Genomic DNA, 16291 nt, shown 5'->3' on the forward strand with positions numbered 1-16291 from the left:
ATGCGGCGACACGATCCGGTGGACATCGTCACGATCGGCGGCGGCATGTCCGCCTCGATCCTCGCCTCCCAGATCCTGCCACCGACGTCGCTGCAGATGGTCTCGCTGGAGCAGGGGCCGGCCCAGTGGACCTACCCCGACTTCGCCCACAACCACGACTCCCTGCGCTTCCAGAATCGCTTCGCCATGATGCAGGACATCTCGCGGACCACCTGGACCTGGCGGCCCGACGAACGCTCGCCGTCGCTCCCCTACCGCCAGTTCGGCAGCTTTCACCCCGGCCAGGGGCTCGGCGGCTCCATGGTGCACTGGACGGCACTGACCTGGCGGTTCCTGCCGGACGACTTCCGCTACCGCAGCCTCAACGAGGAGAAGTACGGCCGCGACCGCATCCCCGCGGAGATGACCACGCAGGACTGGCCGATCGGCTACGACGACCTCGAGCCGTACTACGACCAGCTCGAGTACGACATGGGTGTCTCGGGCCGGGCCGGGAACCTCGGCGGGCAGATCCTGCCGGGCGGAAACCCGTTCGAGGGTGAGCGGCAGCGCCCGTACCCGAACCCGCCGCTCGCCCGGAGCAAGTTCGGCCAGCTGTTCGAGGATGCCTCCGCGGGCCTGGACCTGCACCCCTTCCCCACACCGGCGGGCATCCTGTCGCAGGGCTACACCGACCCGTACGGCAACACCCGCGCCGGCTGCCTGTACTGCGGGTTCTGCACGCGCTACGGCTGCGAGGTCGGCGCCAAGACGAGCCCGCTGACCACCTGGCTTCCACCGGCCCTGGACACGGGCCGCTACGAGGTGCGTACCGGCTGCCGGGTGCTGCGGATCGAGACCGCCGACGACGGCCGGGCCACGGGCGTGCGGTACGTCGACTCGCGGGGCGAGGAGCACGTGCAGCCGGCCGAGGTGGTGGTCTGCTCGGCGTTCACGCTGGAGAACGTCCGGATGCTGCTCCTGTCCCGAGGCGGCGCGCACCCGGACGGGATCGGCAACGACCGTGGACAGGTGGGGCGCAACTACACCTACCAGCTCGAGCAGTCCCCCGCGAAGGGTCTGTGGGAGGACGAGTCGTTCAACTTCTTCATGGGCAACGGCTGCACCAACTCGCAGATCTACGACTACAACGGCGACAACTTCGACCACTCCGACCTCGATTTCCTGGGCGGCGCGGCCATCGCGGCCGCGGCCGGCCAGCGCGAGCCGATCAGCTCGTCGAACACGCTCCTCGACGGCTTCGCGGACCGGCAGTGGGGCGCGGAGTGGAAGTCGATGCTGGGCCGCTACTGGGACCAGGTCGGCACGGTGAACGTCCAGGGGGACAGTCCGGCCTATGCCGGCAACTTCCTGGACCTCGATCCCACCTACCGGGACGAGTGGGGCCTGCCGATGCTGCGCATCACCTTCGACTGGCGCGAGAACGAGCGGAACATGCATCGCTTCCTCGCCGCCCGCTGCGAGGAGATCCTCCGGGCGATGAACCCCGACCGGGTCACCGTGGAGGCCGAGCTGGGTCCCTACCGGATCGACCAGTACCAGAGCACGCACCCGACGGGAGGGGCGATCATGGGCCGGGACCCGGGCGACAGCGTGACCAACAGCTACGGGCAGGTGTGGGACACGCCCAACGTGTTCGTCACCGGGGCCGCCCTGTACCCGCAGAATCCCGGGGCGAACCCGACCGGCACGGTGGGCGCGCTGGCTCTGCGCACGGCCGAGGCCATCCGGGACCGCTACTTCGCCCGGCCCGGAGAGCTGCTGTGACCCGCGCCGGGGCGCCGACCCGGACGACGGCACGCGCGACGACCCGCCCGACCGCCAGGATCGCGGCGGGAGCGGCGTCAGTTCTGGTCGCCGTCGCCGTCATGTCCGGGTGCGCGGGGAACAACGTGCCGCCGCCCACGGAGGTACGCCTGACCGCCGAGGGATTCGAACCGGTGACCGTGGAGACGTCCGCCGGCAGCGAGGTGCGGTTCGTCAACCGCTCGGAACGGCCACAGCACCTGGCATCCATCGCGCTCGACGACGGCGCGGCGGCCGTTCCGCCAGGAGCCGCTCCGATCGACTCGGGCCGGCTGGTGGCGGGCGCCACCTATGCGGCGCGGCTGGACGTACCGGGTGAGTACGTCGTCGAGGCCCGGCTGGCCGGGACCGGCACGCCGGCGCTCGTCACGATCCAGGTGAAGGAGCTGCCATGATCGATCTCCGTGTCCCTGTGATGTTCCCGCCCGCCAGCGAGGACGCCAGCCGGGTCGACAGCCACTGGCAGCTGATGCTGATAGTGGGATCGGTGGTCTGGGTCGTCGTCGTGACCGTCGCGCTCGTCGCGGTGCTGCGCCGGCGGCGCGGCGGCGGGCAGGAGGGCACCGAGCAGACCGACGACGCGCCCCGGCCGACGACCGGCAACGGGCACCTCGTCGTGGGGTTCCTGGGGGCGGTGGTACCCGCACTGATCATCATCGGGGTGATGGCCGACTCGGTGCTGGTCCTCCGCGACACCGGCAGTGCCAGCAGCGCCGCCGACGCGACGGTCGTCGAGGTCGACGGCAAGCAGTACTGGTGGGAGGTGCGGTACCCGGAGCAGGGCGTGGAGACGGCCAACGAGATCCACATCCCCACGGGTCAGGACGTTCGCGTCGAGCTGACCAGCACGGACGTCATCCACAGCTTCTGGGTGCCTCAGCTCAGCGGCAAGGTGGACCTCGTCCCGGGCGAGACCAACGTGCTGACGCTCAGCGCCGACGAGCCCGGCACCTACTGGGGCCAGTGCGCGGAGTACTGCGGTCTCCAGCACGCGTGGATGCGGTTCGTGGTGGTCGCGCACGACGAACCGGAGTACGCCGGCTGGCTCGAGGCGCAGGCCCGGCCCGCTGAGCCCGCCGACCCCGCAGAGGGCGACGGGGACGACGTCGAGAGCGGCCCCGGGCCCGCCTCCGGACCGGTCTCGGACGTCGCCGCCGGCCGGGAGATCTTCATGTCCTCGTCCTGCGTCTACTGCCACACCGTCGCCGGCACGGAGGCACAGGGCACGCTCGGGCCGGACCTGACGCACCTGGCGAGCCGGCAGATGATCGGGGCCGGCGTGCTGCCCAACGACCGCGAGAGCCTTGCCCGCTGGATCGAGCACCCGCAGGACGTCAAGCCGGGCAACGCCATGCCCGGCACCGAGCTGGAGGACGACGAGCTCGACGACCTCATCACCTATCTGGAGAGCCTGGAGTAGCGCGTGACGACGACGGACCAGCAGCCAGCGCCGACTGCCGAGGAGCGGGCACGCTTCGAGGAGGTCTGGGCCCGGCCGCGCGGCTGGCGCCGGGCCCTCACGTCCGTGCAGCACAAGTCCGTCGGTACGCGCTACATGGTCACCGCGTTCGTGTTCTTCTTCGTGGGCGGCCTGCAGGCGCTGCTCATGCGCGTGCAGCTCGCGCAGCCCGAGCAGCAGGTGCTCTCGGCCCAGACGTACAACGAGCTGTTCACCATGCACGGCACGACCATGATGTTCCTCTTCGCCGTGCCGTTCCTCGAAGGGCTGGCGGCGTACCTGCTGCCGCTGATGCTCGGCGCACGCGACATGCCGTTCGCCCGCTACAACACGTTCAACTACTGGTGCTACCTGCTGGCCGGGATCATCCTGTACAGCAGCTTCCTGGTCGGCATGGTGCCCGATGCCGGCTGGTTCGCCTACGTCCCGCTGTCCGGGCCGGAGTTCGCCGACAAGGCCATGGACATCTGGCTGTTCGGGCTGGCGCTGGCCGAGCTGGCGGCGATCGGGGCGGCGATCGAGATGATCGTGGTGGTGCTCGGCATGCGTGCGCCCGGCATGTCGCTGGACCGCATGCCGATCTTCGCGTGGACCATGCTGTGCGTCGCGGGCATGATCATCCTGGCCTTCGTGCCCCTGCTGGTGGGCTCGCTGCTGCTCGAGCTCGACCGCAACGTCGGTACCTCCTTCTTCGAGACGGACCGGGGCGGCGACCCGCTGCTGTGGCAGCACCTGTTCTGGATCTTCGGGCACCCCGAGGTCTACGTCATGTTCCTGCCGGGCGCCGCCATCATCAGCCACGTGATCCCGGTGCACTCCCGCCACCGGCTCGTGGGCTATCCCTTCGTCGTCGCCGCGGTGGTCGTGACGGCGATCATGAGCCTGGGCCTGTGGGTGCACCACATGTACACGACCGGGCTGCCACCGGTGACCCTGTCGTTCTTCACCGCGGCGAGCATGTCGATCAGCGTGGCGTCCGGTGTGCAGGTGGTCGCCTGGCTGGCGACCCTCTGGTCCGGCCGGCCGCGGCTGACCGTGCCGATGCTCTTCTCGCTCGGCTTCCTGTTCACGTTCGTCGCGGGTGGCATCACGGGCGTCATGGTCGCCTCCGCGCCGTTCGACGCCCAGGTGCACGACACCTACTTCGTCGTCGCGCACTTCCACTACGTGCTGATCGGCGGCATGCTGTTCCCCGTCCTCGCGGGCCTGTTCCACTGGTGGCCCAAGTTCACGGGCCGGATGCCGTCGCCCCGGCTCGGCAAGGTGAGCTTCTGGCTGGCGTTCGTCGGCTTCCACCTCACGTTCTTCCCCATGCACCTGACCGGGATGTGGGGCATGCCGCGGCGGGTGTTCACGTACGACGCCGGGCTCGGCGTCGGCCTGCTGAACCTGCTGTCCACCATCGGCGCGTTCGTCTTCGCCACCGGGCTCGTGCTCGCGGCGATCACCCTGGTCGGCGCGCTGCGCCGCGGGGAGCGGTCGGGACCGAACCCCTGGGGTGCCGACACGCTCGAGTGGGCGGCCGACTCACCGCCCTCGGCGCCCAACTTCGCCCGGATCCCGGTCGTGGGCAGCCGGGCCCCGCTGTGGGACCCGCCGCCGGACGATCCCGAGCTCGACCGGATGGCCGCCGCGTTCGACCATGCCCCGCAGAACGTCCGTGCCACACCGTTCACGACCGTGCTGAGCGCGCGGCCGGGCACGGCGGCGGTACAGGCGAGCCCCAGCATCTGGCCGCTGCTGGCCGCCGGCGGGCTCGCCCTGGCGGCGGTCGGCCTGCTCGTGGAGAGCGGCTGGGTCGTGGGCCTGAGCGTGCTCCTGATCGTCGCCGGCCTCGTGGTGTGGGAGCTTCAGAACGAGCGCGAGCTCGGCGCCGGTGAGGCCAAGGAGCCGGTGGGGGGCGAGTACCTGGTCGAGGCCCCCGGCCCGCGGTCGCCCGGCTGGTGGGGAGCGACGATGGCGGCGGTGGTGCTTGTGGTCGCCGTGTCGACCGTCGCGTTCAGCATGCTCTTCCTCCAGGTCAACGCACCGGTGTGGCCCGACGGCGCGACGCTCGGCACGCCGTGGCTGTCGGCGGGGACCGGGCTCGCCCTGCTGGTGGCGATCGCGGCGTCCTGGTGGGGGTCACGCCAGGGCCCGCTCGAGCACGACGCCACGCCGGTGGCTCGCACGGCCCACCTCGCGGCCGGCGCGACGACGGCGACCGCCGGCACGGTGGCGCTGGCCCTGGCCGTCGCCCAGTGGCCGGCCGGGGGCCTGGACCACACGGCCCACGCCTACGACTCCGGGGTCCTCATGCTGGTCGGCACGCTGGCGCTGGCGACGGTGCTCGGCCTGGGGATCACCGTGTCCGCCCTCGTCGCCCGCCTGACGCACACGCGCGACGTCCGCCCTCGCATCATGCTGCAGAACGCCGCGGTCCTGTGGACCGGAGTGCTCGTCGTCTGGGCGGTGGCCTGGGTGGCCACGGACCTGCTGCCCACGGTGGTGGTCTGACATGGCCGCACCTGGACCTGCCCGGCGGCGCTCCCCCGCCCTCGCCCTCGTCGGTGTGCTCCTCCCGCCCGTCGCCTGGCTCTGCGCCCTCGGGCTGTCCTACCTGGTGCAGGACTTCGCCTGCACGGCGTACGCCAGCGCCGGCCACAGCCCGCCCGCCACGGTGATCGGCGCGGTCGTCGTGGGGCTCGACGTGGTGCTGCTGGCGCTGGCCGTCTCCGCCGGGATCATGGCCTGGCGCGTGCACCGGCAGGCCCGGGACACCGAACCCTCCTCGCCGCTGGGCTTCCTCGGTCTGCTGGGGCTGCTCCTGTCCGTCGGCTTCGGGGCGGGGATCGTCCTGGTGGCCGTCAACCCACTCGTCCTGGAGGTCTGCGCATGAGGCAGAACCACGACTCTTCCGGCACTTCCGGTGCGCCGCGGGGCGGCCGGGTGCTGACGCTCGCCGCGGTCACGAGCACGGCGCTCGCGCTCGTGCTGGCCCTGCTCGTCGCACCGCCCGACGCCGTGCAGGGCCAGGCACAGCGCTGGATGTACCTGCACGTCCCGGCGGCGTGGTCGGCGTACGTGTGCTTCGCCGTCGTGCTCGTCGCGAGCCTTCCCATGGCGCTGCGCGGTGCGGTCCGGCCGCTGGCCGTGGCCCGGGCCGCGGCCGAGGCCGGGGTGGTGCTCACGACGCTGACCCTGGCCACCGGCAGCGTCTGGGGCGCCCAGACCTGGGGCACCTGGTGGGTGTGGGACGCCCGGGTGACGACGACGGTGGCCATGGGTCTGGTCTACGTCGCCCTCCTCGCGGCCCTGGCGCTCGCCACCGGGCCGGGCGGACGACGCGCCGCGGGACTCGTGGGCGTGCTCGGCTTCGCCCTGGTCCCGGTGGTGCACCTGTCAGTGGTGTGGTGGCGCACGCTCCACCAGCCGCCGACGTTGCTGGCGCCTGGTGCCGGGGCGCCGATCGCGCCCGCCATGGCGTGGGCGCTCGGGGCATCGGTCGTGGCGTGCATGCTGCTGACGGCGGTCGTGGTGCTGGCTCGCACGCGGCGGTACGCCCTGCTCACTTCCGCGGACCCCACCAAGGACGCCACACCGGACGCCACCACCGACGCCGACAAGGCCGCCGACCGGCTCCGGGTGGCGCCATGAGGCCGGCGGTCCCCCGTGGCCGAGCGCGCGCCTGGCTCGTGCTGGCCATCGCCGGCCTCGGCCTCGCCGGTCTGCTGGCCTCCGCAGCCCAGGACGGGCTCACCTACTGGGGTACGCCCAGCGAGCTGACGGCGCAGGGGCCGCCCGAACGCGATGTGCGCCTCGGCGGCCTGGTGGTGACGGGCAGCGTGGTGGAAGAAGCAGCGGGCACCTCGTTCGTGCTGACCGACGGCGCCACCGACGTGACCGTGCGCTACGCGGGCGTGCTGCCCGCGACGGTCCGCGAGGGCGAGGGCGCGGTCGTCGAGGGTGTGCTCGACGGGCAGGTGCTCCACGCCCGGTCCGTGCTGCTGCGGCACTCGAACGAGTACCGGCCGCCCGAGGGCGCGTCATGACGGCGGGGCTCATGGCGGGCGGCACCGTCCTGCTGGTCCTGGCGCTGACGGCGTCGGTGACCGCCGCGGTCGCGTGCGGCGCTGCTGCACGCACGCCGACCGCACGCACGCCCGGTCGGGAGCGGTTCGGCACGTGGGCGCTGGTCGGGAGCGCCGCGGCGATCGTCGCCGCCGTCGTGCTCCTGGAGGCCGCCCTGCTGCGCCAGGACACCACGTGGTCCTACGTGCAGCGCGTGACGGACACCGGCATGTCGGCGTACTACCGCGTCTCGGCGATGTGGTCCGCGCTGGAGGGATCGCTGCTGCTGTGGCTGGCCGCGCTCGCGACCGTCGCCGTGGTCGCCCTCTTCACGACGCGTCGGCTGGCGCCGCCGGACCGGGCAACGGTCCTGAGCGTGCTCGCCGCGACGATCGCGCTGTTCTGCGTGGTGTCCCTGGTCGCGTCGCCGTTCACGGCGTCGTCCGGGTCGGGCGGGTCGCCGAGCCCGTTGCTGCGCGACCACGTGGCCATGGGGATGCATCCCCCTCTGCTCTACGGCGGCTTCGCGGCCCTGGCCGTGCCCTACGCGCTGTCCGTGGCGGCGCTGGTGCGACGACGGCTGCCGCGGGGCTGGGCAGCGACCACCCGGGCCTGGAACGTCGGGGCGTGGACGCTGCTGACCGCCGGCGTCGGGCTCGGCGCGTGGTGGTCCTATGCCGTCCTCGGCTGGGGCGGGTACTGGGCCTGGGACCCGGTCGAGAACGCCTCGCTGCTGCCGTGGCTCGCGTCGACCGCGCTGCTGCACGCGGTGGGCCCGCGCACGCGGAGCGGACGGTGGCGCACCTGGGCGGTCGTCCTGTCCGGCCTCGGGTTCGTGCTCGTGGTCCTGGCGCAGCTCGTCACGCGGTCCGGGATCGTGGAGTCCGTCCACGCGTTCACGACGTCGGCGCTGGGCCCCGTCCTGGTGGCCGTGCTCGGTGTGGTGGCGGTGCCGTGGGTGATCCTGCTCGGGCGTGCCCGCTCCCCCGCAGCGCCCACGCCCCTGGGCGACGCCCAGGGCGGGAGCGGTGTACGGAGCGGTGTACGAAACTCTGTCCGGGCGACCGCACTGGACGGCCAGCGCGCGCTGCTGATCGTCGTCCTCGTGGTGGTGGCCGTCGGCACGCTGCTGCCCACGGCGCTCCTGCTGCTCACCGGGGAGCGGGTCTCCGTGGGCCCGCCCTGGTATCAGCGCACGCTGGCACCGTTCGCGCTGCTGCTCCTGGTGCTGCTCGCCACGGCGCCCTGGCTCGCCCGGTCCCGCAGGCCGCCGCACCCACTCGTCCCGGGGGCTGTCGGCGCGGTGGTGTGCTGCGTCGTCGGCCTCACGGTCCGCGACCCCGTGCTGGCCGTCGTGGCCGGGCTGGCCGCGTTCACCGTCACCGCTGGGGTTCCCGTGCGCCGCGGACGGGCCGGCCCGGGACCCGACCGGCACGCGACCGGCTCCTGGCTCGCGCACACCGGCGTCGCGCTGGGTGCGGTCGCCGTCATCGCCGGGAGCCACGGGACGGTGCGGGAGGCGGTGCTGCCCGTCGGTGAGACGTTGAGCGCAGGGGACACCACGGCGACGCTCGTCCGCCTCGACCGGCTCGACGAGGCAGGCCGACAGGTGGCCGAGGCCGAGCTCCTCGTCGGCCGGGACGGAGAGCTCGTCGGCACCGCCCGACCGCAGCTGCGCTGGTATGCCGACGACGCGGCGATGCTCGCCGGGCCGGACATCCGCAGCAGCTTCCTCGAGGACGTGTACGTCACCCTCCTGGACGCCGACCCCGCCGCGGGCACCGCGACCGTACGGCTCGCGGTGACACCGCTGGTCGGGTGGATCTGGGCCGGCGTCGCGCTCGCCGTCGCCGGCGGCACGCTGGCGGCCGTGCCCGGCCGGCGGTCCGGCGGCCGAGGCCGGCTCGGCGCCGGTCCCCGGCCGGCCTCCGGCTCGACGGCCCCCGCCCACCATCCCCTGTCCCCGCGGACGACGGCCCGGGTACTGACGGTCGTGGTGCTACCGATGCTCGTGCTCGGCCTGGCGGGTTGCGCCTCGACCGAGGAGGACGAGCCGAGCCCGGCCCCGCCGCTGGCCGGCGAGGGTCTCGACGGGCGCGAGTACGACGTCGCCGAGCTGCGCGGCTCGGTGGTGCTCGTCACGGCCTGGGCATCGTGGTGCGCCCCGTGCCGGGACGAGATGCCCGTGCTCGCCGACGCCCAGGAGGAGCTCGGGGACGCCGGGCTGGAAGTGCTCGGCATCAACGTCCGCGACCTGCCCGAGCCCGCACGGCAGTTCGCCGCCGAGCACGAGGTGTCGTTCCCGAGCATCGTGGACCAGCAGGGCACCATGTCGGTCGCCTGGGGTCTGCGCGGTGTCCCGGTCACCTATCTCGTGGACCGCGAGGGCCACCTCGTCGAACGGCATCCCGGGCCGGTCACGGCGACCTGGATCGACACCGTCGTGGAACCGGAGGTGCGCGGATGACCCGGCGTCGTCCCGGGGCCGTGGCCGTGCTGGCGGCCGTCGTGGCCCTCGTCGCGGTGGCCGGGGCGGTGTTCGCCGTCGCGGGCCAGGAGCCGCCGACGCCGCGCGAGCAGACCCGCGCGGTCGCGAGCACGCTGCGCTGCCCGTCCTGCGTCGGGGAGCACGTCGCCGACTCGACGTCGCCCGTCGCCGAGTCGATGCGCCTGGTGGTGGCTGAGCAGCTCGACGCCGGCCGCTCCCCGGACCAGGTGCGGGCCTGGTTCGCCGACGCCTACGGCGACGACGTGCTGCTCGAGCCGCCACGACGCGGCCCGGGCTGGGCGCTCTGGGTGGTGCCCCTGGTCGTGGTCGGCGCGGCGTCGCTGTGGTTCGCCCGACGGCGAGGACGGCCCGCCCTCGGCACCACGGCGGTCGTCGTCGGTGTGACGCTGCTCGGCGTCTGGTGGCTGGCGCCGGGTGCGCTGACCGGCCCGGACGACGCCGCCCGGGCCGGGACGGACGACACGACGAACAGCACGGCAGACGGCACAGCCAGCCCTCCACGCGTCGCCGTGACCGTGCTCGAGGACGCAGCGGCCGACCAGCCCGGCCGCGTCGAGCTGCGGGCGGCACTCGCCCGCCAGCTCGAGAAGGCGGGGCGCACGGACGACTCGGTCGCCCAGTGGGCCGCCGCGGTACGGCTCCGGCCGATGGACCCGGACCTGCGCTACCGCCATGCGTTCGCGCTGGTGCGCACGGGCGCGTCCGGCGAGGCGGTCTCGGTGCTGGACGGCACGCTGACGGTCGACCCCGACCATGCGCCGACCCTCCTGCTGCTCGGCTCCGTGCTCGAGGAGTCCGACCCCGAGCGCTCGGCAGAGCTCCGGGAGCGGTACCGGGCGGCGCGCGACGGCGCCGAGGAACAGTCGGCCGAGGTGCCGCCATGAGGCGGCGGGCCGCCCGAGCCGTACCGGCGGTGCTCCTGGCCGCCGTCCTGGCCGCGGGCTGCTCGGCGTCGGACGACGGCGCGCCGGGACCCGACATGTCCGGGGTCGTGACTTCGACGCTGCGGGTCGGCCTGACCGAGTGGAGCATCGAGACCGGCGGCGCCGTACCCGCGGCGGGTGAGCTCACCGTGCTGGTGACCAACACGGGCGCCACGGGCCACGACCTCGTCGTGCACGGCGAGCACGGCACCTGGCAGACGCCGGTCCTCGCCGCGGGCGAGCGGCACGAGCTGACCGTCACCGCGGTGCCGGGCGAGACGCTCGAGCTGGTCTGCAGCGTCTCCGGGCACCATGCCGCCGGCATGAGCGCGGAGCTCGACGTCGCGGAGGACCGGTGAACCGCCAGTCGTCCGCAGCCGCCCTGGCGACCGTGTCCGGCGTCGCGCTCGCGGCCGCGGTGGTCGCTGCCGTCTGGGGGCTGGTGGCCGGCGGGATGACCGACCCCGTGCTGCGCGACCCGGGCGCCCTCGTCCGGTGGGGGCTGCCGCTCACCGAGGTGGTCGCCCGGCTGTCGGCAACGGTGACGATCGGCGGGCTGGCGCTGGCGACAGCGGTCCTGGCACCCGCCGCGGCCGCCCCGGCCGTTCGAGCGGCCACGGTCTCCGCCGTGGTCTGGGCAGCGGCCCAGGCGGTCTGTCTGCCCCTCACGGCCCTCACCGTCGTCGGCTCCCCGACCGCCGACGACGGCACCCCCGCCCTCGGCGTGCTGCTCGGCACGCCTCTGGGACCATCCCTCCTCTGGGCCGCGGCGCTGGCCCTGGTGGTGGCGGTCGTGCTGCTGGTGGTGTCTCGCCCCGGCCGCGTACCCGCCGCCCTCATGGTCGCGCTCCTCGCGCTGGTCCCGGTCGCCGCCGCCGGGCACGCCGGGCACGGACCGGGCCACGGCGCGGCCTCCGCGCTGTGGCTCCACCTCGGCGCGGCCACGATCTGGGCGGGCGGGCTGCTGGTGCTGGTGGCGCTCACGTACGCGCCGGGGGCCGGTCCGGCCCGTGGTGCCGCCTCCCTCACCACGGTCCGGCGGTTCTCGCGGGTGGCGGGCTGGTGCTACGTCGTCGTCGCCGCGTCGGGCCTGTTCGCCGTGCTCGAGCTGTCCGTCTCGCCCAGCGCGCTCCTGACCACCGGGTGGGGCGCCCTGCTCCTGGCCAAGGCGGCCCTGTTCGCCGGCCTCGGCGTCGCCGGGTGGGCCCATCGCCGGCGGGTGCTCGCGCGCGCCGCGCTGACCGGTGGGCAGCCCCTCGCCCGGCTCGCCCTCGGTGAGGTGGTGGTGCTGGCAGCGGCCGTCGGGCTCGGCGTCGCCCTCGGGGCCTCCGCGCCACCGTCCGCCCCCGCCGACGCCGGAGCGCTGCCACCGCTCTCGGTGTCGACCGCCCTGAGCCGATGGAGCCCGGAGCCGGTGCTGGCGCTGGCGGCGCTCGCCGGGCTGGTGACCTACGTGCGGTGGGTCGTCCGGCTGGCCCGGCGCGGGGACCGCTGGCCCGCGGGCCGGGTGGTCGCCTGGGTCGCCGCCATGGTCCTGCTGCTCTGGGTCACCAGCGGTGGTCCGGCAGCGTACGGCCATGTGCTGATCAGTGCCCACATGGTGCAGCACATGGTGCTGGTCACCGCGCTCCCGGTGCTCGCGGCCCTGGCGTCGCCGGTGACCCTCGCGCTGCGCGCTCTGCCGGCCACGACGGACGGCCCGCCCGGGCCGCGGGACCGCCTGCTCGCCGTGCTCGGCAGCAGAGCCGCGCGGGTGCTCCTGCACCCGGTGGTGGCGACCGCCAACGTCGTGGTCAGCATGGCCGTCTTCTACGCGACGCCGCTGTTCGATCGGAGCCTGACCAACGGCGTCGTGCACCTGCTGGCGGTGCTGCACTTCAGCCTGGCGGGGTACGCGTTCATGACGATCCTCATCGGCACGGACCCCGTGCCGCACCGGCCGCCGTACCCGCTGCGGCTGCTCATGCTGGCGCCCGCCATGGTGCTGCACACCGGGCTGGGGCTCGTGCTGGTCACCAGCTCGCAGGTGGTGCTCGCCGCCACGGTGCTGGCCGAGTCGCGGCCGGCCTGGCTCACCGACCCGGTGACCGACCAGCAGGCCGCCGGGGCGCTCGTCTGGGCGCTCGGCGAGGTGCCCGCGCTGGGCATCGCACTGCTGATCGCCGCCCGCTGGGCGGCGGCGGACGAACGGGACCAGCGCAGGGCGGCCCGCCGGGCCGTGGCCGAGCCCCGCGCCGTCAGCCCTTCGAGCCCGTCGTCGCGATCCCCTGCACGAAGTACCGCTGGCCCGCGAAGAACAGGAGGATCATCGGCACGGTCGTGATGACCGACGCCGTGACCACCACCTCCCACTGCGACTCGCCGCCGGGGCCGAACTGGTCGATCACCGCCTTGAGACCGCGCGGCACGGTAAAGGTCGACGTGTCCTGCAGGTACACCAGCGGGCGCATCAGGTCGGTCCAGGAGGCCTGCGCCTCGAAGAGGAACGTCAGCACCAGCGCCGGGCGGCACAGCGGCACCGCCACCAGCCAGAACAACTTCCACTCGCTCGCGCCGTCGAGCCGGGCCGCCTCGAACGGCTCGCGCGGCAGGCTCAGGAAGAACTGCCGCAGCAGGAACACGTAGAACGCGCTCGCGAACAGGTTCTGCGCCCACAGCGGCACGTGGGTGCCCACGAACCCGAGCTGGTGCCAGATCAGGTAGGTCGGGATCAGGGTCACGGCGCCCGGCAGCATCATCGTCGCGAGCACCAGCCCGAACAACGGTCCGCGCCCGCGGAACCGGTAGTGCGCGAAGCCCCACGCGACCAGGGCGCTGGAGACCGTCACGGCGGTGGCCGCGAGCGCCGTGACGACCAGCGTGTTGCCCAGCCAGAGCGCGAGGGGCGCGGACTCCCACACGGTGAGGTAGTTCTCGAGCGTGGGGTGCCGGGGTATCAGCCGGTTGTCGAAGATCTCGGCGCGCGGCTTGAGCGACGCCGACAGCAGCCAGACCAGCGGGTAGACGAAGACGACGGTGAGCGCGACCAGGGCGACGAGGACCGGGACGCGCGTCCAGCGCCGGCGCTGGGTCGCGGCGCTCATCGCTGCTCCCCCTCGTAGTAGACGAGTTTGCGGGACACGAGGAGCTGCACGGCGGTGACCAGCATGATCACCACGAACAGGAGCCACGCCAGCGCGGACGCGTACCCCATGTGCAGCTCGGCGAAGCCCTCGCGGAACAGGTAGATCACGTAGAAGAGGGCGGCGTCGTTCGCATAAGTGGAGTTGCCGGCGCCGAAGTAGGCCGAGTACGCCTCGGTGAACATCTGGAACGCGGCGATGGTGTTGACCACGGTGACGAAGAACAGGGCGCCGCTGATCATGGGGAGCGTGACGGTGCGGGTCCGGCGCCACCAGCCGGCGCCGTCGACGCGGGCGGCGTCGTACAGCTCGACGGGCACGTCCTGCAGCGCGGCCAGCAGGATGACGACGGCGGCGCCGACGGACCAGAGGCTGACCAGCGCGAGGCCCGGCTTGATCCAGTCGGGGTCGGTGGTCCAGCTCGGCCCGTCGATGCCGAGGGCACCGAGCGCCTCGTTGACGAGGCCGTACTCGCCGTTGAACAGCAGGAGGAGGAGCACGCCGACGGCGACGGGGGGCGTCATCTTCGGCACGAAGAACGCCGTGCGGAAGAACCCGGAGGCCCGGCCGGCCTGGTGCAGCAGGAGGGCGAGCGCGAGGGCGACGACCACGTACAGCGGCACCTGGAGCAGGGTGTACTGCAGCGTGTTCCACAGCGCGAGGCGCACCTGCGGGTCCTGGACCATGCGCTCGTAGTTCTCCAGGCCGACGAACGACGGGTCGGTCAGCACGTCGTAGTCGGTCAGGGAGAGGTAGGCGCTGTAGATGATCGGCCAGGCGGTGAACACCAGGAAGCCGAAGATCCAGGGGCTGATGAAGGCCAGGCCGGCGTTGCGCTCGCGACGGGCGCGAGCGCTGGGGCGCGGGGACGTCACTGCTTCTCGTCCCACGTGGCCCACGCCTCGTCGAGCGCGGACTGTGCCTCCTCCTGCGCCTGGGCCAGGGCCTCCGCGGGTGCCTGCTGGCCGTTGAGCACGCGGTTGACGCCGTCCTGCCAGGCGGTCTCGAACTCGGCGCCGGCGGGGTTGGCCGGGAGGGTGAACGTGTGGTCGTTGGCCTCGTACATCGCGTCGACGGCGTCGTCCCACGGTGCGGGCGGGTCGGCGGGCACCAGCGTGTCGCGGATCTGCTGGTCCGCCTCCTCGTTGCCGGTCAGGACGCCGGTGAAGACGAGCCCGTCGGCCGCCCGCGCGTCTGCCCGGGCCTGTGCGGCCTCGGTCCAGGCCTCGGTCTCGGTCATGCGGGCCGCGTACGCGCAGGCGGCGGCCGGGTCCTCGGCCCCGACGGGGATCGCCCAGGCGGAGCCCGTCGCGAAGGCGTGCACCTCGCCGTCGGGCCCCTTGACGGGGCCGAACGCCAGCGGGGCGTCCGGAGAGCTCTCGTTCAGGACGTTGACGTACCACTGCTCCATCGCCATGGCGCCGAGCTGGCCGGTGGCGAACTGGTTGCCCGCGCCGAAGAAGTCCGCCGAGTCGCGGAAGGTCTTGACCTGGGGGAACCCGCCCTGGGCGGCGTAGACGGCCACCGCGTCCTCGAGCGCCTCCACCACCGCGGGGTCGTCCAGCTGGGCGGTCCGGCCGTCCTCGGACAGGAGGTCCGCACCCCGGCCCTTGGCCCACAGCGGCAGGAACTCGGGCAGCTTGGAGTCGACGCCGATGACGGACAGCTTGCCGCCCTCGCGCCGCGTCATGGCCTCGGTGGCGTCCAGGACGGCGTCCGGGTCCGACCCGTCGACGTCCGCGAGGGTCAGGTCCGCGTCCGCGAGAAGGTCGGCGTTGGCCATGGTGATCTGCACCATGTTGAACTCGGGGATGCCGTAGAGCTCGTCGCCGAAGGTCACCTCCGCCAGCGCCGGGTCGACGAAGGCGTCGGTGTCGATCCCCTGCTCCTCGGCGCAGGCTGACAGCGGCAGGATCGCGCCGCGCGAGGCGAACGTCCCGATCTGGTCGCGCTCGGCATAGATCAGGTCGGGCGGGTTGCCCGCCGCCGCGGCGGACAGGAACGCCTGCGGGTCGAGCGCGCCCTCGGACAGCGTGACGTCGGTCCCGAGCGCCTCGGTCGCGCGCTCGTGCCGCACCTCGCCGATCTCGTCGCCGGTCCCGAAGCCCATCACCTGGAGCGTGCCGCCGGGCGACGGCGACGCCCCGAAGTCGACGTCGGAGCCGGCACCGTCCTCCGCGCCGATGCCGGTGGCGCAGCCCGTCGACCCGAGGAGCACGAACAGGACCCCGGTCGCGACAGGGCCTACGGCGCGGCCCGGTCCGTGGCCCGCCGCACGGCCGGCGGAGCGGGGCGAGTGCGCGGGGCGCTGACGTGACGCGGACATGGTGATCCTCCTCCGTGCGGGCTGCCGGCATCGCTCGACGGCCGGCTCGGGATCATCGTGTGCCCGGGCCGATGCACTCGCACGAGAAGCGGTTCT

14 protein-coding genes are annotated in these 16291 nt (G+C 73.5%); 11 read left to right on the plus strand and 3 right to left on the minus strand.

Annotated features, from left to right (window positions below):
- Genes LUM46_RS24110 through LUM46_RS24160 form a run of 11 tightly spaced genes read left to right on the plus strand, consistent with a single transcriptional unit; the run spans window position 1 to window position 13070 of the window.
- Window positions 1–1767 carry a GMC family oxidoreductase gene (locus LUM46_RS24110; RefSeq protein ID WP_274997619.1) on the plus strand — a complete coding sequence of 589 codons (1767 nt, stop codon included), beginning with the start codon at window positions 1–3 and terminating at the stop codon, window positions 1765–1767.
- Window positions 1764–2201 carry a cupredoxin domain-containing protein gene (locus tag LUM46_RS24115; protein ID WP_274997620.1) on the plus strand — a complete coding sequence of 146 codons (438 nt, stop codon included), beginning with the start codon at window positions 1764–1766 and terminating at the stop codon, window positions 2199–2201. Before LUM46_RS24110 ends, LUM46_RS24115 begins: the two co-directional genes overlap by 4 nt.
- Window positions 2198–3226, plus strand: coding sequence for a cytochrome c oxidase subunit II (coxB, locus tag LUM46_RS24120; RefSeq protein ID WP_274997621.1), 1029 nt, complete (start codon window positions 2198–2200; stop codon window positions 3224–3226). The genes LUM46_RS24115 and coxB overlap by 4 nt, the downstream gene beginning before the upstream one ends.
- Window positions 3227–3229: 3 nt before the next feature.
- Complete coding sequence (gene ctaD, locus LUM46_RS24125) at window positions 3230–5761, plus strand: cytochrome c oxidase subunit I (RefSeq protein ID WP_274997622.1); 2532 nt, start codon at window positions 3230–3232, stop codon at window positions 5759–5761.
- Between the two features lies 1 nt (window position 5762).
- Window positions 5763–6143 carry a hypothetical protein gene (locus tag LUM46_RS24130; RefSeq protein WP_274997623.1) on the plus strand — a complete coding sequence of 127 codons (381 nt, stop codon included), beginning with the start codon at window positions 5763–5765 and terminating at the stop codon, window positions 6141–6143.
- Complete coding sequence (ccsA, locus tag LUM46_RS24135) at window positions 6140–6901, plus strand: cytochrome c biogenesis protein CcsA (RefSeq protein ID WP_274997624.1); 762 nt, start codon at window positions 6140–6142, stop codon at window positions 6899–6901. The genes LUM46_RS24130 and ccsA overlap by 4 nt, the downstream gene beginning before the upstream one ends.
- A complete protein-coding gene (locus LUM46_RS24140; RefSeq protein ID WP_274997625.1) occupies window positions 6898–7296 on the plus strand; it encodes a cytochrome c maturation protein CcmE in 399 nt (132 codons plus the stop codon). Before ccsA ends, LUM46_RS24140 begins: the two co-directional genes overlap by 4 nt.
- Window positions 7293–9782: a cytochrome c-type biogenesis CcmF C-terminal domain-containing protein gene (locus LUM46_RS24145; protein ID WP_274997626.1), complete on the plus strand. Its 2490-nt coding sequence runs from the start codon at window positions 7293–7295 to the stop codon at window positions 9780–9782. Before LUM46_RS24140 ends, LUM46_RS24145 begins: the two co-directional genes overlap by 4 nt.
- Window positions 9779–10708 (plus strand): cytochrome c-type biogenesis protein CcmH, encoded by a 930-nt coding sequence (locus LUM46_RS24150; protein WP_274997627.1) that lies wholly within the window; start codon window positions 9779–9781, stop codon window positions 10706–10708. Before LUM46_RS24145 ends, LUM46_RS24150 begins: the two co-directional genes overlap by 4 nt.
- Window positions 10705–11106 carry a hypothetical protein gene (locus tag LUM46_RS24155; RefSeq protein ID WP_274997628.1) on the plus strand — a complete coding sequence of 134 codons (402 nt, stop codon included), beginning with the start codon at window positions 10705–10707 and terminating at the stop codon, window positions 11104–11106. The genes LUM46_RS24150 and LUM46_RS24155 overlap by 4 nt, the downstream gene beginning before the upstream one ends.
- Window positions 11103–13070 carry a bifunctional copper resistance protein CopD/cytochrome c oxidase assembly protein gene (locus tag LUM46_RS24160; RefSeq protein ID WP_274997629.1) on the plus strand — a complete coding sequence of 656 codons (1968 nt, stop codon included), beginning with the start codon at window positions 11103–11105 and terminating at the stop codon, window positions 13068–13070. The genes LUM46_RS24155 and LUM46_RS24160 overlap by 4 nt, the downstream gene beginning before the upstream one ends.
- Here the strand turns inward: LUM46_RS24160 and LUM46_RS24165 are convergent.
- Genes LUM46_RS24165 through LUM46_RS24175 form a run of 3 tightly spaced genes read right to left on the minus strand, consistent with a single transcriptional unit; the run spans window position 12985 to window position 16195 of the window.
- The gene (locus tag LUM46_RS24165) at window positions 12985–13830 is read right to left on the minus strand and encodes a carbohydrate ABC transporter permease (RefSeq protein WP_274997630.1); all 846 of its coding nucleotides are present in this window, start codon (window positions 13828–13830) and stop codon (window positions 12985–12987) included. The genes LUM46_RS24160 and LUM46_RS24165 overlap by 86 nt on opposite strands.
- Entirely contained in the window at window positions 13827–14744 is a 918-nt protein-coding gene (locus tag LUM46_RS24170) for a carbohydrate ABC transporter permease (RefSeq protein WP_274997631.1), read from the minus strand. The genes LUM46_RS24165 and LUM46_RS24170 overlap by 4 nt, the downstream gene beginning before the upstream one ends.
- The gene (locus tag LUM46_RS24175) at window positions 14741–16195 is read right to left on the minus strand and encodes a type 2 periplasmic-binding domain-containing protein (RefSeq protein WP_274997632.1); all 1455 of its coding nucleotides are present in this window, start codon (window positions 16193–16195) and stop codon (window positions 14741–14743) included. Before LUM46_RS24175 ends, LUM46_RS24170 begins: the two co-directional genes overlap by 4 nt.
- Window positions 16196–16291 lie beyond the last annotated feature (96 nt).

Source organism: Promicromonospora iranensis, assembly GCF_028994805.1.
Classification (GTDB): domain Bacteria; phylum Actinomycetota; class Actinomycetes; order Actinomycetales; family Cellulomonadaceae; genus Promicromonospora; species Promicromonospora iranensis.